The sequence below is a fragment of the Glutamicibacter sp. HZAU genome (assembly GCF_004100365.1).
GTDB classification, from domain to species: domain Bacteria; phylum Actinomycetota; class Actinomycetes; order Actinomycetales; family Micrococcaceae; genus Glutamicibacter; species Glutamicibacter nicotianae.
The window spans coordinates 354847-375876 of the sequence record NZ_SCKZ01000001.1; the positions used below are offsets into that span (position 1 = coordinate 354847).

Annotated in this window: 21 protein-coding genes; 2 read left to right on the forward strand and 19 right to left on the reverse strand. The window is 65.2% G+C overall.

From position 1 onward, the window contains the following. Positions 1 to 27: 27 nt before the first annotated feature. From EKH49_RS01670 to EKH49_RS01680, 3 genes are read right to left on the reverse strand one after another with little or no spacing between them, the layout of a single operon-like run. Entirely contained in the window at positions 28 to 621 is a 594-nt protein-coding gene (locus EKH49_RS01670; RefSeq protein ID WP_161567419.1) for a DUF308 domain-containing protein, read from the reverse strand. 56 nt (positions 622 to 677) lie between these two features. Then, on the reverse strand, positions 678 to 1898 hold the full coding sequence (locus EKH49_RS01675) for an alpha-hydroxy acid oxidase (RefSeq protein ID WP_128469410.1): 1221 nt from the start codon (positions 1896 to 1898) through the stop codon (positions 678 to 680). A gap of 33 nt (positions 1899 to 1931) precedes the next feature. Continuing rightward, positions 1932 to 3251, reverse strand: coding sequence for an MFS transporter (locus EKH49_RS01680; protein WP_038993081.1), 1320 nt, complete (start codon positions 3249 to 3251; stop codon positions 1932 to 1934). Positions 3252 to 3375: 124 nt separating this feature from the next. Here EKH49_RS01680 and EKH49_RS01685 point away from each other — a divergent pair, with 124 nt between their 5' ends. After that, entirely contained in the window at positions 3376 to 4017 is a 642-nt protein-coding gene (locus tag EKH49_RS01685) for a GntR family transcriptional regulator (protein ID WP_128469412.1), read from the forward strand. Here EKH49_RS01685 and EKH49_RS01690 read toward each other — a convergent pair. Together EKH49_RS01690 and EKH49_RS01695 are read right to left on the reverse strand one after the other, a co-directional pair. Then, entirely contained in the window at positions 4005 to 4766 is a 762-nt protein-coding gene (locus tag EKH49_RS01690) for a DUF6308 family protein (RefSeq protein WP_128469413.1), read from the reverse strand. The genes EKH49_RS01685 and EKH49_RS01690 overlap by 13 nt on opposite strands. A gap of 211 nt (positions 4767 to 4977) precedes the next feature. Then, positions 4978 to 6282 (reverse strand): MATE family efflux transporter, encoded by a 1305-nt coding sequence (locus EKH49_RS01695; RefSeq protein WP_128469589.1) that lies wholly within the window; start codon positions 6280 to 6282, stop codon positions 4978 to 4980. A 191-nt stretch (positions 6283 to 6473) separates the two neighbouring features. On the opposite strand from EKH49_RS01695, the gene EKH49_RS01700 reads away from it, so the two are divergent. Next, entirely contained in the window at positions 6474 to 7307 is an 834-nt protein-coding gene (locus tag EKH49_RS01700; RefSeq protein ID WP_236640978.1) for a hydrolase, read from the forward strand. Between the two features lie 40 nt (positions 7308 to 7347). On the opposite strand, the gene EKH49_RS01705 is transcribed toward EKH49_RS01700, so the two are convergent. The 14 genes from EKH49_RS01705 to EKH49_RS01770 form a co-directional block, all read right to left on the reverse strand. Next, entirely contained in the window at positions 7348 to 8547 is a 1200-nt protein-coding gene (locus tag EKH49_RS01705; RefSeq protein ID WP_128469414.1) for an MFS transporter, read from the reverse strand. 3 nt (positions 8548 to 8550) lie between these two features. Further along, entirely contained in the window at positions 8551 to 9321 is a 771-nt protein-coding gene (locus EKH49_RS01710) for a CPBP family intramembrane glutamic endopeptidase (RefSeq protein WP_128469415.1), read from the reverse strand. 203 nt (positions 9322 to 9524) lie between these two features. Next, positions 9525 to 10874 carry an SH3 domain-containing protein gene (locus tag EKH49_RS01715; RefSeq protein ID WP_161567420.1) on the reverse strand — a complete coding sequence of 450 codons (1350 nt, stop codon included), beginning with the start codon at positions 10872 to 10874 and terminating at the stop codon, positions 9525 to 9527. A gap of 132 nt (positions 10875 to 11006) precedes the next feature. Continuing rightward, on the reverse strand, positions 11007 to 12065 hold the full coding sequence (locus tag EKH49_RS01720; protein ID WP_128469417.1) for an FUSC family protein: 1059 nt from the start codon (positions 12063 to 12065) through the stop codon (positions 11007 to 11009). A 121-nt stretch (positions 12066 to 12186) separates the two neighbouring features. Further along, positions 12187 to 13098 (reverse strand): LysR family transcriptional regulator, encoded by a 912-nt coding sequence (locus EKH49_RS01725; protein WP_128469418.1) that lies wholly within the window; start codon positions 13096 to 13098, stop codon positions 12187 to 12189. Positions 13099 to 13227: 129 nt separating this feature from the next. After that, positions 13228 to 14163 carry a cytochrome b/b6 domain-containing protein gene (locus EKH49_RS01730; RefSeq protein WP_128469419.1) on the reverse strand — a complete coding sequence of 312 codons (936 nt, stop codon included), beginning with the start codon at positions 14161 to 14163 and terminating at the stop codon, positions 13228 to 13230. Between the two features lie 19 nt (positions 14164 to 14182). Continuing rightward, positions 14183 to 15157, reverse strand: coding sequence for an electron transfer flavoprotein subunit alpha/FixB family protein (locus EKH49_RS17090; RefSeq protein ID WP_128469420.1), 975 nt, complete (start codon positions 15155 to 15157; stop codon positions 14183 to 14185). A gap of 12 nt (positions 15158 to 15169) precedes the next feature. Further along, positions 15170 to 15940, reverse strand: a complete 771-nt coding sequence (locus EKH49_RS01740; RefSeq protein ID WP_128469421.1) for an electron transfer flavoprotein subunit beta/FixA family protein — start codon at positions 15938 to 15940, stop codon at positions 15170 to 15172. Positions 15941 to 16112: 172 nt separating this feature from the next. Beyond that, complete coding sequence (locus EKH49_RS01745) at positions 16113 to 16757, reverse strand: PaaI family thioesterase (RefSeq protein WP_128469422.1); 645 nt, start codon at positions 16755 to 16757, stop codon at positions 16113 to 16115. Then, complete coding sequence (locus EKH49_RS01750; RefSeq protein WP_128469423.1) at positions 16750 to 17925, reverse strand: lipid-transfer protein; 1176 nt, start codon at positions 17923 to 17925, stop codon at positions 16750 to 16752. The genes EKH49_RS01745 and EKH49_RS01750 overlap by 8 nt, the downstream gene beginning before the upstream one ends. Beyond that, positions 17922 to 18353, reverse strand: coding sequence for a MaoC/PaaZ C-terminal domain-containing protein (locus tag EKH49_RS01755; RefSeq protein WP_201739536.1), 432 nt, complete (start codon positions 18351 to 18353; stop codon positions 17922 to 17924). The genes EKH49_RS01750 and EKH49_RS01755 overlap by 4 nt, the downstream gene beginning before the upstream one ends. Next, the gene (locus EKH49_RS01760; protein WP_128469424.1) at positions 18350 to 18802 is read right to left on the reverse strand and encodes a Zn-ribbon domain-containing OB-fold protein; all 453 of its coding nucleotides are present in this window, start codon (positions 18800 to 18802) and stop codon (positions 18350 to 18352) included. Before EKH49_RS01760 ends, EKH49_RS01755 begins: the two co-directional genes overlap by 4 nt. Further along, positions 18802 to 19320 carry an FAS1-like dehydratase domain-containing protein gene (locus EKH49_RS01765; RefSeq protein ID WP_128469425.1) on the reverse strand — a complete coding sequence of 173 codons (519 nt, stop codon included), beginning with the start codon at positions 19318 to 19320 and terminating at the stop codon, positions 18802 to 18804. The genes EKH49_RS01760 and EKH49_RS01765 overlap by 1 nt, the downstream gene beginning before the upstream one ends. Next, entirely contained in the window at positions 19317 to 21029 is a 1713-nt protein-coding gene (locus EKH49_RS01770; RefSeq protein WP_128469426.1) for an AMP-binding protein, read from the reverse strand. The genes EKH49_RS01765 and EKH49_RS01770 overlap by 4 nt, the downstream gene beginning before the upstream one ends. Position 21030: the final 1 nt, after the last annotated feature.

Sequence of the window (21030 nt, forward strand, 5' to 3'; positions counted from 1 at the left end):
TTTCTACTCTTGCTGCTGACCTGAGGACTAGTTGTTGTCCTGGTCCGGGGTATTGGTCGTGGCCGGTGCGGCCGCCTTCATCTCATGGCGATGGCCGAAGGCTGCAATCAGCGCGAAGACCGCGAGGACAATGGTGCCGCCGCCAATCAGGCCGAACAATGCGTGTGCATCCAGGCCGCCGCTGAAGCACAGCGAAATGGCCAAGATCACGCCCACCGCGCCGGTCACCAGCTGGTTCCTGAACGGCGGGAAGGCCTCGCGGAGCTTGGCGAAGACCACGAGTTCGGCAATGCCGGCTGCCAGGAAGGCGAACGCTGCCACGTAGCCAACCCAGGTGATCGAGCTGACGAAGACGGTTGCGATGCCAGCCATGAGCATCAGTCCAGCACCCAGTGCGTAGGGGGCGCGCGACTTCTCAGGAGCGCTTTCCACCGATACGTACTGCCACATGAATACGCCAGTGACAACGAGGAACGCCGCCGTCGAGTAGGTCACGACCTTCTCATCTGCGCCGATCCAGAAAATCGACATCAGGGCATAGGCCAGGGCTGCCAGGCCGCGCAGGAACACTGGGCGGAAGACATCTGAAGCTTGGACTGGGGTGGTTTTTGGTGCAGGCACAATCTCTATTCTACCGCTCATAGAACTAACCGCCACTTCGCCCGGGGTTAATCGCATCAGCGGCGGCGGCGGATCAGCGACTCGTCCAGGTCCTTGATGCTGGCAGCGCCCATCAGCTGCATATTCACTTCCACTTCCTTGGCCAGCAATTCGATGGCACGGCTGACGCCTTCCTCGCCGCCAGCCATCAGGCCGTAGAGGTAGGCGCGGCCAATGAGCACGAAATCGGCTCCGGCGCACAGTGCGGCGACAATGTCCGCACCGGACATGATGCCCGAATCCATGATGATTTCCATGCCCTCACCGACTTCGGCGCGCACCTCGCTGAGCGCTTCGAAGGCAATCGGCGCACGGTCCAGCTGGCGTCCGCCATGGTTGGACACCACCAGGCCGTCAGCACCGGCAGCCTTGGCCTTGGAAGCGTCCTCGCGGGTGAGCACGCCCTTGACGAACAGCTGGCCCTTCCACAGTTCGCGGATCCATTCCAGGTCGTCGAAGTCCAAGGAGGAATCGAACATGGAGTTGATGATGGTCGGCAGGTCTGCCGAGGTATCGGATAGCGAGGCGAACTTCAGCGAATCGGTGGTCAGGAAGTTGTACCACCACTCCGGACGGTATGAGGCATCCAAGATGGTCTTCAGCGTCAGCTCGGGCGGGATCTTCATGCCGTTGCGGGCATCGCGGTGGCGCTGGCCGGCTACCGGGGTATCCACGGTGACCAGCAGGGTGTCATAGCCTGCCGCGGCCGCGCGTTCCACCAGCGCCTTGGACTTCTCGCGGTCCTTCCACAGATAGAGCTGGAACCACTTGCGCCCCTCCGGTGCCGCCGCGGCGACTTCCTCGATGGAGCGGGTGCCCATGGTGGACAGGCTGAAGGGAATCCCGGCCTTCTGGGCAGCCCTGGATCCGCCGATTTCTCCCTCGGAGTGCATGAAGCGGGTGAAGCCGGTGGGCGCGATGCCGAAAGGCAGCGCCGATGGCGCACCGGCAATGGTGGTGGACAGGTCCGAGTGCGCGGTGCCGTGCAGGATGCGCGGCAGCAGCTCGACGTTGTCGAATACCTCGCGGGCGCGCCTCGCGGTGATCTCGCGGCCGGCGGCGCCGTCGACATAGTCGAAGGCCGCGGCGGGGGTGCGGCGCTTGGCGATCTTGCGCAGATCCCAGAGGTCAGCGGCGCTGGCCAGGCGGGCGGCCCGGCGATCGGTGGTGGGGAGCTTGAACTTCATCAGGCTGACCAGTTCGGCGACGTCCGGCAGTTGGCGCTTGAGGTTACCCATTGGTTGTTCCTTCTTCGGTGGAAATGCGTTGGTTCAGTACAGGTTGCGCGTGCTCGCGCGGGTGCCGATGAAGATCGCCACGGCCGAGGACAGGCAGCACAAGGCCAGGTAGCCGGCCGGCATCACGATGGAGCCATTGCCTGCCTGCAGCAGCGCGGCCGCGATCAGCGGCGAGAGTCCGGCGACGATGGCGCCGTTCAATTCGCGGGCCAGGGCAATCCCGGAGAAGCGGATCGAAACGGGGAACAGCTCGGTGAGGAAGGCGCCCTGGGCACCTGAGGTGCACGGAATCACCAGTGCGTAGCCGGCTGCGATGCCCAATAGCCCGTAGGCGAATTCGCCGGTGGAGACCATGGCGAAGATCGGGAAGGCGAGGACCAGGCCGGAGATGTTTCCGGCAGCCAGCACCTTGGAGGCGCCGAACCGGTCAGCCAGCCAGCCGCCGACCGGCGTGAGCACCACGGAGACCAGCGAGCCCAGGGTGACCGCCAGCAGCGCCTGGCTGCGTTCCATGCCGCTGGTGACCATCAGGCTCAGCGCGAAGACCGCGAGGATGTAGTTCACCGCATTGTGCCCGGTGATGGCCAGGAAGCCCAGGATGACCCGGCGCCAGTGCCCGGCGAACACCTGCACGATGGGCAGCTTGGCCTGCTGCTGGCTGGCGCGGGCCGAGGCCATGGCGGCGGCGTAGTCCGGGGTTTCCTCCAGCTTGTTGCGGATGTAGATGGCCACCACGAACAGCAGCGCCGAGATCAGGAAGGGAATGCGCCAGGCCCAGCCGAGCAAGGCCTCGTCGCCGGCCAGCGAGACCAGGAAGAAGCACACGGTGGCCAGAGCAATGCCCAGCGGAGGGGTGGCGAGCACCAGCGAGGTGTAGAGGCCGCGTTTCTTCGGCTCCACGTATTCGGCCACCAGGGTCATTGCCCCGGTCAGCTCGGCGCCGGCGCCGAAGCCCTGGATCAGGCGCAGCAGCACCAGCAGGCCCACGGACCATACGCCCCAGCTGGCCGCGGTGGGCAGCAGGCCGATGCCCACGGTGGCGACGCCCATCAGGATGACCGAGAGCAGCATCGCTGGGCGGCGGCCGAACTTGTCCCCCAGATGCCCGATGACCACTCCGCCCAGCGGGCGGGCCACGAAGCCCACCGCGAAGGTGGCAAAGGAGGCGATGGAGGCCGCCGAGCCACCGGCCCCGGAGAAGAACAGCGGGCCGATCACCACCGACGCGGCCGCGCCATACAGCGCGTAGTCATACCATTCGATGGCCGTGCCGAAGACGGAGGCGAACAGGGCTCGACGCCGGTTGCGCGCTTGCTGCCCGCTGGTTGAGTTCTGGGTGATCGGCACAGTCATAGTCCTTGCGATGAAATAGTTTTCCCGTAAGATTCCTGAAATATATTTCATCCAAGACTAGAGTGTTGCCCAGGGCGACACCTAGATCAGGTAGCTACATTACGCGCAGGAGAATCGGAGAATCATGGCCAGCTCACTCTCCGAACAGCTCACCATCACCTTGCGCGAACGCATCAACCGCGGGGAGCTCGCCCCAGGCACCCTGATCATCGAGCCGGCACTGGCCCAGGAATTCGACGTCTCCAAAACCCCGGTACGCGAATCCCTGCGCCAGCTCACCAGCGAAGGCCTGCTGCAGATCCTGCCCAAGAAGGGCTATCTAGTGTGCGCCATTTCGCTGAACGATGTCTACGAAGTCCTAGAGCTGCGCAGCCTGCTCGAACCGCATGTGGCCGGGCAGGTGGCCAGCATGCACTCGGCGGCGCTCGTCGTGTCCCTGGCCGGTCATCTGGAGGCCCAGGAGAAGCTGTCGGTCAGCGATCCCATCGCCTCCATGCATGCGGCCCAGCGCTTCCACAGCGAACTGGCGGCGGCCTCGCGCAATTCGCGCCTGGTAGCCAGCCTGGAGAACTGCTTCGCGCAAACCGCCCGCGCCCACTACGTACTGCCTTCCATGCAGCCGTACATGTCCCAATCGGACGAGCTGGCCGAGCACCGGGCGATCTTCGATGCCGTGGCCCGGAGTGATGCTAAAGCTGCCGAGGAAGCAATGCGCGCACACCTTGGCTCCATCCGCACCGCAATGCTGGGACCTCAATTGTCCTGAACGCGGGCTTCGTACCGCCCAACCTGGTACGAGGCGTGCATCCAGATCACGATGTCCAGCACGCGCAAGAGTGACAGGTTCGCTGCGGCAGGCACCGCCTCGCGCGCTGCACGGGCGAAGTTCGCCACGAAGGCACTGCCGGAATCGTCCGTGAGATGCATAGCTTGCCACCACATGAGCCAGTACGTGGAGTCCTCGGCTCCCAGCGCGTTCACCACCACGGAGTCCTGAACTGGCACGAGGCCCGGACGCTTCCGCGCCATCAGCTTGCTCGTCGTTGTGGCTCCCATGCCCCACTTGCGGCCTTGGGGATCACGGCGCAGCAGGTCCCACAGCTCCTGCAGAGGCGCCAACTCACCCGACGCTTCTTCCGTGGCATACAGCTCATAGTTGCATCGTGGATCCTCGATGAACAGGTCGTCCGGGATCTTCACCAGCGTCTTGGTCAGTTGCGCCCGTAGATCAGTAAGGATCGTCCAGGCAGCTTTAGCGGGCAAGTTGACGGAAAGGAACGAGACAGCCACTACATCCGACGCAGAGATCACCAGAGGATCGGAGTTCGACTCAAGTTGCTCGTTGAAATGGCGCCCTACTGCCGGCCAAACGTCCGTTAGCAATGGGTCCTCACCAGTGAGATAGGTGCGTAAATACCCAGCGGCCAGTTCGGCAGGTCCAAGCTCTGTTCGTTCGCCCATGTGCAGCCTGGATAGATAATCGCTGACCTTACGGCCCAGCTGGTCTGATGACATGCTTTATTCCTTTACGTCGCTGGTTGCCCCCAGAAGAATTGAAATTGATTCTGCATTGCTCACGCTACATTCCACTCGTTCGCTGCGGTCCATGCTGGATCTGCACTCCTTGAGGGAAACAGCGGCACAGTACCCGACGAGCAGGGCAGAAATGCCGAAGCCATCAGCGAGCGGAACAAAGTCCAGACCTGGCATTGGGCACGGCCAGCTGTCAGCTGCCCAGCCGCATCCATGCGGTGTTCTTGGCGCGCAACGACAGGGTCACACCGCGAGCCGCCATGTAGCCCAGGGCGAAGGCTACCCAGATCCACAAGATCGCCGAGGTGGCGTCCTTCGCGAAGACATGGATCACCCAGAGCATCGGTGCGTAGACCACGAGGTTCAGCACACCGACCAAGCCGAGGTAGCGGGCATCGCCGGCTCCAATGAGCACCCCGTCCAGGACGAACACCAGGCCGCACAACGGCTGGGACAACGCCAGCACCCACAGCCCGATGGTGGTCAGCTGGCGGATCTGCTCATCCTGCGTGAACATCATCGGGAAAACCCACGACGTGGCGAATAGCAGGATGCCGGTGGCCACGCCGAAGTAGATGCCCCAGCGGCTCATGATGCCGGTAAGCTTGCGGACCTGTTCGGCATCCCCGCGGCCCAGCTCCTGGCCAATCAGGGCCTGGGCCGCGATGGCCAAAGCGTCCAGCGCGAAGGCCAGGAAGCTGAAGATGGTGAAGACCAGCTGGTGCGCGGCCAGCGTCTGGGTGCCGGCATTGGTGGCCACCAGAACGGTGAGCAGCAAGGCCGCGCGCATGCTCAGGTTGCGCAGCATCAGCCAGGAGCCGACCTGCCCGGTGGAAATGAACCCGGACCAGCTCGGTGCCAGGGAGATCCCTTGAGCCCTGATCCGCGGCATGATCATCCACAAATACACCAGCGCCATCATCCACTGGGCAATCGAAGTTCCCAGCGCGGCACCCGCTACCGACATGTCCGCCCAGTAGACCAGGATGAAGTTCAGGACGATATTCAATCCGAAGCCGACGGTGGCCACGACCAGCGGCGTTTTCGTGTCCTGCATGCCGCGCAGCACGCCGGTGGCTGCGAGAACCAGCAGCATCGCGGTCAGGCCGGGCATCGAATAGTTGATGTAGTCCACGGCGAATTGCGCGGTTGCCCCCTCGCCGCCCATCAAACGCACCAGGCCCCCGGCACCGAAGTATCCAGCCAGCGACAGCACCAGGCCGAGGACGACGGCAAACCACATGCCGTCGCGGCCTGCGGCCATCGCCTTGCCCGGATCACCGGCACCCAGGGCGCGGGCCACTGCAGGGGTGGTGGCGTAGGCCAGAAAGATCATCAGCCCCACCGCTGTATGCAGCACCGTGGTGCCCAGGGCGGCGCCGGCCAGCTCGGCCACGCCAAGGTGGCCGACAATAGCCGAGTCAGCCATCAGGAACAGCGGCTCGGCAATCAGCGCGCCCAATGCGGGAACGGCCAGGGCAAGGATCTGCCGGCCCATGCTCCGCGGGGATTCGATGGGGGTTGAAGGATTCACAACCCCAACTCTACGAAGCGGCGTGCAGTTTCACCATTTGCGTCCCGGGTGCGGAGATTGCAGATGCCGTGCTCTTTCCTGCATCCGGGGCTGGCACTAGGTTGGATGGCAAGCAAAGACGCAACCATCACCCTCAATAGAAGACGGATTCATCCATGGGAGAAGAACAGATCGGCCATTGGCAGTGCGCAGGCTGCGCAGTGGAGTTCCCGCCTGGCGCGCAACCTGCCGGCCTGTGTCCAATCTGCGCCGATGAACGCCAATACATTCCCGGCGGAACCCAGCGCTGGGTGCGCACCGAGGAGTTGGCAGCGGCCGGGCACCAGCTGACCATCACCTCCCTCGAACCGGGGCTGAACGCCATATCCTCTCCGGAGATCGGCATTGGCCAAAGCTCGCTGCTCGTGGAGACCACCGGGGGCAACCTGCTCTTCGATGTGCCGGGGCTGATTACCGGCGAGATCATTGACTGGCTCAAGAGCCGCGGGAAACTCGCGGCGATTGTGGCAAGCCATCCGCATATGTACGGGGTGCAGCAGCAGTACAGCCAGGCGTTGGGCGATGCGCCGATCTTCGTCGCCGAGAAGGATAAGGAGTGGGTTCAGTATTCGTCTGACGTGATAACCGCCTGGTCCGAGCCCTTTGACGTGCTGCCCGGGATCAAGCTGATGCAGCTCGGCGGCCACTTCCCGGGCAGCACGGTGGCCGTCTGGGAAGCAGGCGCTGATGGCCGTGGCGTCCTGCTGGCCGGTGACGCGATTTTTCCCGTGGCCGATGGCAATGTGACGTTCTTGCGCAGCTATCCCAACCGCATTCCGCTCTCTGCTGCGGTGGTTCGGCGCTTGGCCGCGACGCTGGCACCGGAGAGATTCGACCGCCTCTACAACAACTTCGCTTCCTGCATCCAGGCTGATGCCCACCGGATCGTCCAGTTCTCGGCGGAACGCTACGCACGCTGGGTATCGGGAGATTTCGACGATCTGACCTGATCATCCGCGAAGAAAAAGTATTCCGAGCGCGGAATATGATTTACCGGCGCAGGGATGGGTCCGTCTTGGACAGCAAGGAGGCCAGGATCAAGGCAACCACCTGCAGTGCTCCCACGCAGAGCACCACGCTGGCCCACCCGTAGTGCAGGAACGGGATGCCGATGAGCCAGCCCAGCACGGATGAGCCGACGTAGTAGAACAGGTTGTACAGGCTGGAGGCTTGGGCGCGGGCCCCGGTTGCCAGCACCGGCACCCACCCGCTGGCCACCGCGTGGGCGGCGAAGAAGCCGGCAGTGAAGATCAGCAGCCCGGCGATGATGACGACCAGGTTCCCCGCCAGCGTCAGCAGCAGGCCGACTGCGCTGAGCAGGATGCTGATGCGCAGCGTATTGCGGCGTCCGGCCTTGGCCACGAGCTTGCTGCTGGCCACCGAGGTGTAGGTCCCCGAGAGGTAGGCGAGGAAGACCAGTGCCGCCCACGAGGCTGGAATCAAGTAGGGCGGTGCTTCGAGCCGAAACGCCAGGTAGTTGTAGACGGCGACGAATCCGCCCATGAGCAGGAAGCCCTGCGCATAGACCAGCGCCATCCTGCCGCGCAACGCCTGCGCGAATTTCTTGGCGATGCTGCCCAAGTTCTGGTCCCGGATGGGAGCGAAGCCCTGCGCGCTGGGAGCCTTGAGCAGGAAGAAGAGCGTCGCCAGGCCGGCCATGATGCTCACGGCAGCGATGCCCCAGCGCCACCCCGCAGGGTCTGCGACAAAGCTGGCAACCAGGCGGCCAGCCAGCCCGCCCAGGGTGGTGCCGGAAATATAGGTGCCGCTGGCCACCGCAACGGCGCGCGGATTGACCTCATCGACCAGGAAGGCCAGTGCCGAACCGGGCACTCCGGCCAGGGCGATGCCTTCGAAGAAGCGGATCGCCACCAGGAACTCGAAGCTTGGCGCCAGGCAGCTGAGCATTCCCAGGGCAACCGAAGAGACCAGTGCGATGCTGATGACCTTGCGACGCCCGACCCTGTCGGAGATGATCGCCCAGGGAGTCACCGCCAAGGCCAGCCCCAGGGTTGCCGAGGACACGGCCAACGCTGTTCGCGAGGAGGTGATCTCGAAGTAGCTGGCGATCACGGGCAGCAGCCCCTGCACCGCATACAGCTGGGAGAAGGTGGCGACACCCCCGGCAAAAAGCGCCAGCAGCATGCCGCGATAGGCGGGGGTATTCGGTTCGAGCCCGGTAAATGCCACTGCCTAGACCCCGGCAGGAAGCAGCGGGTAGATCAGGTAGACCACCAGCAGCGCCACGGTGTTGTTGATGACATGCAGCATGTAGGAGTAGGCCAGCGACTTGCCGCTGAGGATGTAGGCGACGGCCATCATGACGCCCAGCATGAAGTACGGCACCACTTCAAGCCAGGATCCGATGCCGGCCCCAATGAAGTGGATGCTGGCGAACAGCACCGTGGAGATCAATGCGCACAGCCAGACGTTCAGCTTGCGCGACAGCTTGCCGATGAGCAGATGGCGGAACAGGTATTCCTCGACGAAGGGGCCGAAGAACGCGGTCACTACCAGCATGACCGGTAGCGGCACGGTTCCGGCCATGGATTCCAGGGCTGCCTGGTTCTCGCTGGTGACCGCCTGGCCAGTCAATGCGGCGATGATCCCGTTGACCATGATGGTCAGGAACCAGCCTCCGGGCAGCATCAGCCATTTGGCCCAGGGGTAGTACCGCATGGTCTTGAACGATTCGAAGAACTGCGCCCCGCACTGGATCATCGCAAGAATGAAGAAGGTGACATACAGGATCAGGTTGATCCCGAACAACGCCTGTTCCTGGGTCGAGAAGGCACTCATGTAGCCGGGGATCAAGCCGATGAGGGCTGCCGCGCCGCCGACAAAGAAGACGAGGTAGGCAATGACGGTCCAGAGGTCGCCCTTGGTGAACGGTCCTGCATCGAATACACGCTGTCCGCGTCGGGGAACAACAGGATAGTTCGGGTAGTCAGGCAGCTGATGCATATCCCCTAGCCTATCTGCCTCGGCTGGGGATCCGTTGTGTTTGGGGTTTGACGCACGCAAGCGAAACCGAAGACCTCGCAGGTGTGGTCAGCGAACGAGCGGAGCGGGCCGAGATCCAGGACAAATGTTTCGCGGAATTCTGCAGTGATCTTGGCCAGGCATCCAAGATCAAGAATGCGTCATGATGGCTCATGCTGCTGAGTTCAGTTGCCCGCATATTCGAAGTGCCATGCTTCGGCGTACGGATTCCTGCTTCCGTTGGCGCGGAATTCTTCCAGATTTTTCCGGTGAATCCAGTTGTGTTTCTTGGAGTTGGCCTTCAGCCACTTGTAGTACTTGCCCTTGAATGAGTAGTTGAAGGTCTCAGGCACGTCGATGGCCAATCCCCAACCGTGGTTCGAGGTGCCCGGTTTGGCCGCGATGTAGTGGCCGAGCTCCTGATAGAGGAGCTTCTGCGTATCCAGGGTGCGGTAGGCCAGATCGATATCCAGGTTCTTCCCGAATTTCTTCTTGAAGGCGGCGTTCAACCTGCCCAGGTCTGCAGCGGCCGGGGCGGCGATCAGCGTTTTCTCCTTGTCCCAGTGCAGGGCCACCAGCATCGAGGAGGGCAGCTTCCCATTGGCTTGCTTCAGTACTGTGGCCCGGGTGGTCTTCGCGGTGTTGCTGGTCTTGGCATTGGTGCTGCGTTTCAGTGCCGAGGCTTTCATCCAGCCATCTGCCCCTTGGGTGCGCATGTAGTACCAGCCGGAGACCGGGCCGGCTTTCTTTTCCCACGCTTTGTCGCGATAGGCGATCGAGTTCTTCGGGATGTCGCCGATGCGCTTCTTGCCCTTGACCGAGGCGAACAGGTCTGCGCCGGAAGTTTTGGCGAAGTAGCGGTCCGTCAGGCCTGCGCGGTTGGTGGTGTACGGGCCGGCATCGATGGCGCATCCCTTGGAGCAGGTTGTGACGTAGGCGCCGGAGATCCACCCAGTCTTGCCCTGGGTGGATATCTTGTACCAGCCGTTGGCTGCCTTGGATGTCGCGTAGGCCGGCTGGCCCTTGCTGATCTTCCCGACGACACTGTGCCCGGTTCCCGCCCCCTTGCGGATATTCATCGTCGATTCCGGGGTGACCCAGAGCTTCACGCTTTTCGCCCGCTTCGGCGTCTTGCCGGTGCCGGAGGTCTTGGTGACCTTGGCGTATTTATTGGAAATCCACCCGGTCTTCTTGTTGTACGTGACCTGGTACCAGCCGTTGGAAGCCTGGGACTTGACCGTGACCGTCTTGTTTTTCGGGATGGTTAGGATGACTCGGTGCTTGGTGCTGGAACCGGAGCGCATGTTCAGGTTGCTGGTGGTCTTGACCTGCACTACACGGTTGGCGGCAGGCACCTGCAGTGCTCCGGGGGCCGATAGCGACGCGGAAGACTGGGCAGACGCAGCTTGCTGTGCAACCGGGTGCGGCTGCGCAGCGCCGGCCGGCACCAGGCCGCCCAAGGCCAGCGCACCGGCCAGCAGTGCGCTGGCAGTTGAAACGGCGAATCGTCGCGGAGAACTGAACTGTGTTTTCACGGCGGTGGAATCTTCCATTGGGCACGGATTGGATGGTGTCCTGCGCAAAACCGTTCCCGGTGCGAGCGAGATTGCCGATTCGACGCCTGACCTAGTTAATCATGCAACGTCCAGTCCGAATCCGGTACTTCGTCAGCGGGGTTTGCGATCGAAGAGCTGCGCACCGACGATGCCAGCGAGCACTCCCAACAGGTTGCCCGCGGCGCGTTCCCAAAGGACATCCGCATTGACGCTCGGGTCGGCGAGCTCAAGCATCAGCATGATCAGCGGAGTGAAAAAGCTCAGCGCCAGCCCGTAGTTTCGGGTCATGTAGCCCTCGGTGGGGAACATCAGCACGATGATCACCAGCCCCAGGGCCAGCTGAGGCAGCTGCAGATGGTAGATGCCCAGCAGCACCCCCAGTCCGGCCACGGTGCCGGCCATACGGTGCAGTCCCCTGCCCAGGCGGCCACGGGCGTTGCCCGCCGCCAGCGGCACCACCGAACCGGCCATGACCCATTGCAGGTGTTCCAGGTGCAGCCCGATGGCCAGGGCTCCTGCCAGCATCACCACGCTGGCGTAGCAGGCGGCGCGGCGCAGCGCTTCCGGCCAGCCGATCGGATCATGCCCGGGATATCCGCTTGCCGCAGCTCCAAACGTGGCGGTCTGTCCCACAGCGATGCTGAACAGTGCGGTGACCACGAACGCCGCCAAACCCGCCACGGACTGCGATTGCCCCACCGGGAGGCTGGCCAGCGCCCCGAAGGCGAACAGCGGGAAGAACGAGCCGCCGGGCTTGAGCCCGTAGCGGTCCGTGGCCAGCGAACTGGTGCAGGCCCAGAAAATGCCTCCGGCGAGCAGCGCCCATCCGTCAAGTCCCCACGGCGCGATGACGATGCCGGATATGCCGGCGCACAGCATCATGGTTCCGGCCAGGGCCTGGTCTTTGAGACGCTGCACCCGGTGCGGGCTGCGGCCGTACATTCCGACCACCGAACCGAAGACCGCGTAGACCATGAGGTCCACCCGCCCCAGTAACAGCAGTGCGGCGCCGGGAATCGCCAATCCGAAACCGACACGCAGGGCGGGGCGGATCTCGGGGCTGTGGGACAGCACAAGACCCCGCCACGCCGCGGAGGCCAACGCCGAGGCCGGGATTCCCGTTTTCGGGATTCTGGCCGGCTCGGCCGGCACATTCCGGAAATTCGCCATGATCGCTCCTTGCGGGTCGTCCAGCTTCCTGCAAAAAGGAGCGGTTCTGCCACTTCAGAGTTGCATCAACACTTTGATCATGTCCAAGCATTATTTCTGATGTTTCAATCGGTCTAACTTATCAAGCCAAGTCAAGGTCCTTTGTTACGGATGGATACAGGTCGCCCGTCGCAGAGAGCAATGCGCGTAACATGAGCGGCAGCGGCTGGTGCCCGGTCATCACCAAGCTGATTTGGCTGGTGATGCAGGGACCGGCAAGGGGCGTCTGGGCAAGGCCCGGCAGCTCGCCCAGGGGTTCGAGCCACTGCTTCGGGACTACGCTCGCCCAGCGGCCGGTGGCCACCTGCGCCAGCAGCGTGATCATCGAATCGCACTCGATGCGCGGCTCGGCGCTGCGCCCGTGGGATGCCAGCACCTCGTCCAGCAGCTGGCGGCCGCGCATGGAGGAATCCAGCAGGCACAACGGCAGCGAGAGCACCTCGTCCACGGCGGTTGGCTGCCCCTCGCCAGCGAACATCCCTGCCTTGGTGAGAAGCACGTGCTCCTCACGGTACAAGGGCAGCGCGAGCAGTCCACCCAACTGCGCAGGATCCGCGTAGACCAGCCCCGCATCGAGTTCGTAGCCGCGGACCTGGGCAATGATGCCGGTGGAGCGCAGGCTGCTCTGGACATGGATCGCTGCTTTCGGATTGGCCCGGGCGAAGGCATCGGACAGCTGCGCGACCGTGGAGGACGCGGCGGGCACCACGCCCAGACGCAGCGTGCCGGTCAGCCCGGATTGCAGCGCCGCCACCTCCTGGGCCAGCGCATCGCGGTCGGCCAGCAGGCGCTGGGCCCAGCGCAGCACCGTTTCGCCTTCCGCGGTCAGCCCCTGGAACGCGTGCCCGCGGCGCACCAGCGGCACCCCGAGCCCGGCTTCAAGCTTCCTGATGGATTCGGACAGCGCCGGCTGGGAAATGCGGCACTCCTGGGCGGCCCGCACGAAATGCTGTTCCCGGGCCAGGGCAACAAAGTATTCCAACTGCCTAAACATCACCTGTCCATTGCACCATGCTCACCTCGGGTCGCGCGGTCGGGGCATGCAAAAACCGGCGCTGTGCAGGAGCCCATTCCTGCACAGCGCCGGTTTCGGCGATCCAGCTCGTAGCCCGTCGGCGAGCCGCTACTTGGAGATCTTGCCCGACATCCCGGCCAGGGCCCGGATGACCACCGGCTTGCAGGCGAACCAGGCTCCGGCGGTGGCCGCAACGGCCACCAGGAACAAGATGACGCCCATCCAGCCGTCGTCGCTGCGGGCGGCGAACATGTGGTTCAGGTTCGCCCGCGCCCCGGTGAGCAGCACCAGCAGCACGTGCATCACCAGGAAGCCGACGAAGAACAACATGGCCGGGAAGTGCACCTTGCGGGCCGCTTCCATGGGCAGGACCTTGTCCAGCTTGGCAGGCCAGGCCGGGGACATGCGCAGCCCGGTGATGGCGGAGACCGGGGCGGCCAGGAACACGATCGCGAAGTAGGCCAGCACCTGCAGCGCGTTGTAATTCAGCCAGCCGTTCTCGCTCGGCCAGTCCAGCGACAGGTACTGCACGCCGGCGCTGAAAGCGTTCGGGAAGATGTCCCAGCTGGTTGGCACGATGCGCATCCACGCGCCGGTGGCGAACAGCAGCACGATGAACACCACGCCGTTGAGAATCCACAGCACGTCCAGGCTCAGGTGCAGCCAGATTTCCAGGCTGATCTTCTTCGGCTTGGTTTTGGTCTTGAACAACCCGGTATTGTTCCGGGTCCAGTAGGCCTTCGGCCTGGCGGTGGTGCGGATCAGCCAGCCGGAGCGGATGATCAGCACCATGAAGAAGGCGTTCAGGAAGTGCTGCCAGCCCAGCCAGGCCGGGATGCCGGTGGGAGCGTTTTCCGGCAACGCAGAATGCCCCGGGTAGGCGGCAATGAATTGCTCCCCCGCTCCGGTTCCACGCCACCAGCGGGCGGCCAGCACCAGCAGGGCCAGGGCAACCACCACGCCGGCGGCGATCCAGATCTTCTTCAGCGCCGGATTGCCCGCCTTCGCGGCGGTGCGGGCGCCGTCCTTGGTTGTCAGCGACATGGAAACGATTCTCCTTGCTCTAGCCGGCGTTGACCGGCTGCTTGGCCTCCAGCAGCTGCGTGAGCTGCGGGAGGATCTCGAAGAGGTCGCCCACGAGGCCGAAGTCGGCAATGTCGAAGATCGGCGCGTCCTCGTCCTTGTTGATGGCCACGATGCGCTTGGCGGTCTGCATGCCGGCCAGGTGCTGGATGGCCCCGGAGATGCCCACTGCCACATAGAGGTCCGGCGAGACGCTGACGCCGGTCTGCCCAACCTGGTGGCTCTGCGGGATGTAGCCGGAGTCAACGGCGGCGCGGGAGGCACCCAGTCCTGCACCCAGCGAGTCGGCGAGCGCCTCGATGAGCGCGAAGTTCTCCTTCGAGGCCACTCCGCGGCCACCGGAGACCACGATCTTGGCGGCGCGCAGCTCCGGGCGGGAGGAGGCGGCAGCCAGCGGGGTCACGGACTCGATTTCCGCCGAGGCGACGGTGGCCACCTCGATGGCGGCGGAATCCACCTGTGCGATGGCGGCCGGCAACGGCTCGGAGCCGCTGGAGGCCACAGTGATCAGCGGGATGCCGGCACCTGCGGTGGATTCGGTGACGTAGGTGCCGCCGAAAACCGAGTGCGAGGCGGCGATGCGGCCATCACGCTGCGCCAGATCGACAGCTTCGAGCACCACCGGGTTGCCGGTGCGCACCGAGAGCCGGCCGATAACTTCTCGGGCCACGGCGCTATTCGAGGCGAGCACGGCGGCCGGGGCGTAGGCATCGATGGCTGCCTGCAGGGCGGCGACGGCGCTGGCTGCCGGGTGGGCGGCAGCATGCTCGGTTTCGCCGATGAAGACCTGCTGCGCGCCCTGGGCGCCGATGGCGGCGGCGGTGCTATCGCGCTCCGCGGAGGCGGCCACGGCCACCGGGGTCCCCAGCTGCGCTGCCAGGGCCAGCAGGTGAGCGCCGCTGGCGGTCGGGGTGCCGTTCTCGGCCAGTTCGATGTGTACCAGGATGTTCGTCATGTCGTTGATTCCTTAGATCAGCTTCTCGGCGGCCAGGTAGGCGGCAAGTTCCTGCGCACCTTGTCCCTCGTCGATGATTTTCACGCCGGCGGTGCGGGCCGGGCGGGCGGCGGAGGAGAGCACCAGGTTGCCCGCGGCGTGCTCCGGTGCGCCCAGGCCGAGCTCGGCGGTGCCCTGCACGCTGACCGGCTTGCGCTTGGCGGCCAGGATGCCCTTGAACTTCGGGAAGCGCGCCTCGCCCATGGCTTCGGCTACGGAGATGACGGCCGGGGTGGCGGCGCGCAGCGCGGTGGTGCCCGAAGCATCCAAGCGGGTACCGCGCACGCTGCCTCCGGAGATCTCCAGGGTGCCCAGCGGGCCGAGGAATGGAAGGTTGAGCAGTTCGGCGATCATCGCCGGGACCACGCCTCCGCGCCCGTCGGTGGATTCGTTGCCTGCCACGATCAGATCGGCATCGAGCGCGGAGAGCGCCTGGGCCAGGGCCCGGGCGGTGGCCAGCGCGTCGGAGCCTGCCAGTGCGTCGTCCTGCACGTGCACCGCCTTGTCGGCGCCCATGCTCAGAGCCTTGCGCAGCGCTTCGTTCGCGGCGGCCGGGCCCATGGTCACCACGGTGATTTCCACCGACTTGTCCGCGTCCTTCTGCTTCAGCGCGGCTTCCAGCGCGCGTTCGGTGATCTCGTCGATCACGCGGTCGCTGGCCTCGCGGTCTGCGTGTCCGCCGGAGGTGAGGTGGCGGCCTTCTTCGGTGTCCGGCACCTGCTTGATCAGCACTGCAATCTTCATGGTTTGCTCTTTTCTCGGTTCGGTTCCCCACCCTGCGCAGCCGCGTGGCGCGGGTCACGTTTCTGAAATACTATAACTAGATTCTAGTTTTTGTCTAGGGCGGGGCATGGACCGCGTTCTACGCCGTACCCGCACCCCGCCCCGACTGGCTTCGATTGCCTGCCTGCCTTTCTCAGCCCTGCTCCGGCGGAGCATCGCGCGGCGGCAGCCACAGCCCCCGGGCCTGGGCCACCACCTTGCCTCCTGCCTCGATCTGGCCCCTGACCCAGATCTTGCGGCCGTCGATTTCCTCCACCCAGGCAGAAAGCTCCAGCTGCTCGAACAATGGCACCGCATGGTCATAGTCCACGGTCAGCGACCGGGTGAAGATCCACTGCGCCACGGTGCCGGCGGCGAAGCCCATCAGGTGATCCAGCAGCGTGGCCACCCATCCCCCGTGCACCCGGCCCGGAGGCCCCTGGTAGGGCAGGCCCAGCCGGGTGGTGGTGCGCACCCCGCTCTGCCCATCCATGCGCATCGATATCGGCGGGGCGATCGGGTTCAGCACCCCGGACACCGGCGAGCGGTCCATGTAGTCCTCGCCGCGCTCGCCGAAGGGGTCCAGGACCATTTCCCGCTCCTCGGCCACGGCGCCGCGCAGCAGCTCGAGCACGCCGTCCAGGCGTTCGCCCAGTTCCTGGGCCACCTGCGTGTCCACCGGAAGCCTGACCATCGCATCGAGCAGCTCGCGCACCTGCCCGGCGGCATCCAGCAGCTTCTGCCCGCCGGCCGCTCGGACCTGCGTTCCGCCGTTCGGCAGGGCCACCTGCCTAGTCATTGCCCAGGATCAATGCGCTCGTCGGCACGCCGGTGCCGGCGGTGACCAGCACGTTGCGGGCGTTGGCCACCTGGTTCACCGCGGTGCCGCGCAGCTGGCGCACGCCCTCGGCGATGCCGTTCATGCCATGGATATAGGCTTCGCCCAGCTGGCCGCCGTTGGGGTTGATCGGCAGGCGCCCGCCCATCTCGATGGCGCCGTTCTTGATGAAGTCCTTCGCCTCGCCGCGGCCGCAGAAGCCGAATTCCTCCAGCTGCGCGAGCACAAACGGGGTGAAGTGGTCATAGAGCACCGCGGTGTCGATATCTTCCGGGCGCAGCCCGGTGTCATTCCACAGCTGGCGTGCCACGTTGCCCATCTCCGGCAGCGCGCGGTCGCCGTCCTTGCGGTAGTAGCTGACCATGGTGTGCTGGTCATACGCCGCGCCCTGGGCGGCGGCGCGGATGGTCACTGCCTTGCCCGGCAGGTCCTTGGCGCGTTCCGGGGTGGTGATCACGAATGCCTGGCCGCCGTCGGATTCCTGGCAGCAGTCCAGCAGATGCAGCGGATCGGCGATCCAGCGCGAGTTCTGGTGGTCTTCCAGGGTGATCGGCTTCCCGTAGAACCAGGCCTTCGGGTTGGTGGCCGCATGCTTGCGGTCAGCCACCGCCACACGGCCGAAGTCCTCGGAGGTGGCGCCGGTAAGGTGCATGTATCGCTGGGCGAACATGCCCACCCAGGAGGCAGGGGTCATCAACCCGAAGGGCAGGGTCCAGGCGTAGGCGGCGGCGCGGGCATCCGGGGCCATGCCCTCGGTGCTCATCGCCGCGCCGAAGCGGGCGCCGGAGCGCTCGTTGAAGGCGCGGTAGCAGACCACGGTCTTGGCCACGCCGGTGGCCACCGCCATGGCCGCGTGCAGGATGGTGCCGGCGGCGGCGCCTCCCCCGTAGTCCACGTGGCTGAAGAAGTTCAGCTCCTTGCAGCCCAGTCCGCGGGCCACCTCGATGGCCGGGTTGGTGTCCATGGAGTAGGTGACCATGCCATCCACGTCATGCGGGTCCACTCCGGCGTCGCGGCAGGCGGCCAGGGCGGCCTCCTGGGCCAGCTGCAGCTCGGAGCGGCCGGAGTTCTTGGAGAACTCGGTGGCGCCAATGCCTACGATGACTGCCTTGTTCAGCAGGTTGCTCATGCCGATTCCCCTTTCGATGGGATCGTAAGGTTGACGGTGCCCGTCACATGCGGGCCCAGGGAGTTGGTGCCGATGACCTTCACGACGACGTTCTCGCCGTCGACGGACTCGACGGTGCCGGTGAAGACCATTTCGTCGCCCGGGAAGTTGGTGGCGCCCAGGCGGATATTGATCCGGCCCACGCGGGCGGCCGGACCTGCCCATTCGCCCACGTAGCGGTTGACCAGCGCGTTGGTGGTCAGGATGTTCATGAAGACGTTCGGGGTGCCGGCCGCTTCGGCCACGTCCTTGTCGTGGTGCACCTTCTGGAAGTCGCGGGTGGCGATGGCCCCGGTGACGATCAGCGTGGCGGTGATCGGGATGCGCAGCTCGGGAAGCCGGGTGCCGGCCTCGATGCCGGTGCGGGCGGCGGTGCCTACGGTGCTCATGCCGCGCCCCCTGCCGGACGGGCGACCGGGAGGACCAGGTCGGCGTCCATGCGCTCTGCGGTGACATGCACCGGCATGCCGATCTGCACGTCCTCACGGGCCACGCCCTCCAGGTTCATCACCACGCGCACGCCCTCTTCCAGCTCCACCACTGCCACGATGTAGCCCGGCTCGAACGGCGGGACGATCGGGTGGTACATGACCACGTAGCTGTGCAGGATGCCGCGGCCGGACATGGTCTTCGGGGACCAGTGCAGCGAGTTGCACTCCGGGCACATCGGCACCGGAGGGTGGCGCAGCTCGTTGCAGTCCTCGCAATGCTGGATGGACAGCTCCCCGCGCTCATTCAGGGACTCGAAGAAGAAGGCATTGTCCAGGTTGATGGCCGGGCGGGGACGCAGGGCCTGGCTCTTGGCCGTGGCGGCGGTCTCGGTCAGCGTTTCGCTCATTACGAGTTCCTCTTTTCAGGGTTGTACCACAGGGTGCGGAAGCGCATGGTGCCCACGCGATCGCCCTGCTGGTCGGTGTAGGTGGTCAAGGTGGTGATGAAGTAGCCCTCGCCCAGGCCCGTCTGCTTGGGGCCCACGAAGGATTCGACCTTCTCGCTGGCGGTCAGCAGGTCGCCGGGAACCAGGTAGCGGTCGTATTCCTGGTCGCAGTTCACCGCGACGACCTTCGGGTAGCCGCAGTCGGCCAGGTGGGCGTAGGCGCGGTCCACATCGGATTCGATGTCCGGGTCCGAGGGGTTGATCATGTTCCAGACCTGCAGCGCCGAGGGCGGGGCCACGACGTCCGGGTGCCCGGCGGCGCGGGCCGCCTGCCGGTCCAGGTAGATCGGGTTGGTTTCCTCCATCGCGTCGCACAGGTGGTGGATCATCGGCCGATTGACCTCGTCGCGGGCGACGCTGATCCGCTCGTTGCCGGCGGCGATCATCTCGCCGATCAGGACTGCGGGATCCTTGCTCATGCTTTCTCCTTAATCGTGGTTTCGGCTGGCTTCAGCGGCAGCAGGTGGGCGCGGCCGTTCTGCTCGAACAGGGCCTCCAGCCGCGCCAGGGCGTTCTCGTCCAGCACCTCGAAGGCGATATCCCTTCCGGGGCGGTGGAAGACGGTCTCGTTCACCAGCCAGGCGTCGCGGCGCAGGCTGGGCTTGTTGATCTTCTGGGTGGCGGTCACCGGCACATCGGACACCACCGACAGGAAGCGCGGGGCCCATTTGGTGCCCAGGTCCGGCTGGGCCTCGAGGAAGGCGGCGAAGTCCGCCGGGTCGAAGCTCTCCGGGTCCTCGAACTGCAGCGTGGCCATCACCTGGTCGCCGGTGCGGGCATCGGGCACCGGGTAGACGGCGGCCAGCGTGACCCCCGGGTAGCGCGAGAGCACGCGTTCCACCGGGGCGGCGGAGAAGTTCTCGCTGTCCACGCGCAGCCTATCCGAGGTGCGCCCGGCGAAGTAGAAGAAGCCTGCCTCGTCGCGGTAGGCCAGGTCCCCGGTGAGGAACGCGGTGCCGCGCACGCGCTCGGCCCCCGCCTCGGGGTTCTTGTAGTAGCCCTCGAACAGGGCGGCGCCGGTGAGGTTCACCAGCTCGCCGATGGCGTCCTCGGCGTTCAGGATGCGCCCGTTCTCGGAGAAGATCGCCGGCGGGCACGGTTCCATGGTGTCCGGGTTGACCACCGCCGCGTCCATGCCTTCCGGGGCAACACCCAGCGCGCCGGCCGGGCAGTCGTCGGTGCGCTTCAGGGTCAGCCCGCCCTCGGAGGCGCCGTAGCTTTCGGTCGGCCAGACCCCGAAGCGGCGGTGGAACTCGGCCAAATCGAATTCGCTGGCTTCGGTGCCGAAGCAGGAGCGCAGACAGGTTTCGGCTTCGGCGGCCTTTTCCGGCTGCGCCAGCAGGTAGGAGAGCGAGCGACCCACGTAGTTGAAGTAGGTGGCCTTGTACCGCATCAGATCCGGCAGGAACCCGGAGGCGGAGAACTTGCGGGCCAGGGCGAAGGTGCCGCCGGTGTACAGCGGGTTGGCCCAGCAGGCGAAGATGCCGTTGCCGTGGAACAGCGGCATGGAGTTGTAGCTGACATCCTGGCGGCCCAGGCCCATGTGCTGGAATTGCGCGGTGCGGAACAGCCGCCCGGTGGTGCAGATGACCGCCTTGGGATCCCCGGTGGAGCCGGAGGTGAACAGCAGCAGCAGCGTGGTGTTCGGGTCCCCCGCGGCCTCGGCGTCCGGGCGCGGCAGGAGGCGCAGCGAGTCCAGCTCGCGGGCGTATTCCGCGGTCTCGATGTAGCGGGTCTGCGCGGCCGGCACCCCCGAGTCCACCGAGTTGAAGTAGCCTTCCAGCTCGCGGGTGGTCAGCAGGATCTCCACGTCGGTGTACGCGATGTCGCGGGCCAGCTCCTCGCCGCGGCGGGTGAGGTTGATGCCCACCACGGTGGCGCCGGCGTAGGCCGCGCCGCCGATGGCGAAGATGTACTCCGGGTCGTTTTCCAGCATCACGCCCACGTGGAAGGGCTTGCCTTCTTCGTGCAGCGAGAGCATCAGGTGGGCGCGGACCTTGCATTCTGCCACGACTTCCGCCCAGGTCCAGATGCGCCCTTCGAAGAGCAGGCCGGGGTGGTGGTCCTCGGCTCGCAGGTCAAGCAGATCTCTGGTAGTTTGAAGTTTCGTTTCGAGAACGGTGTTCATT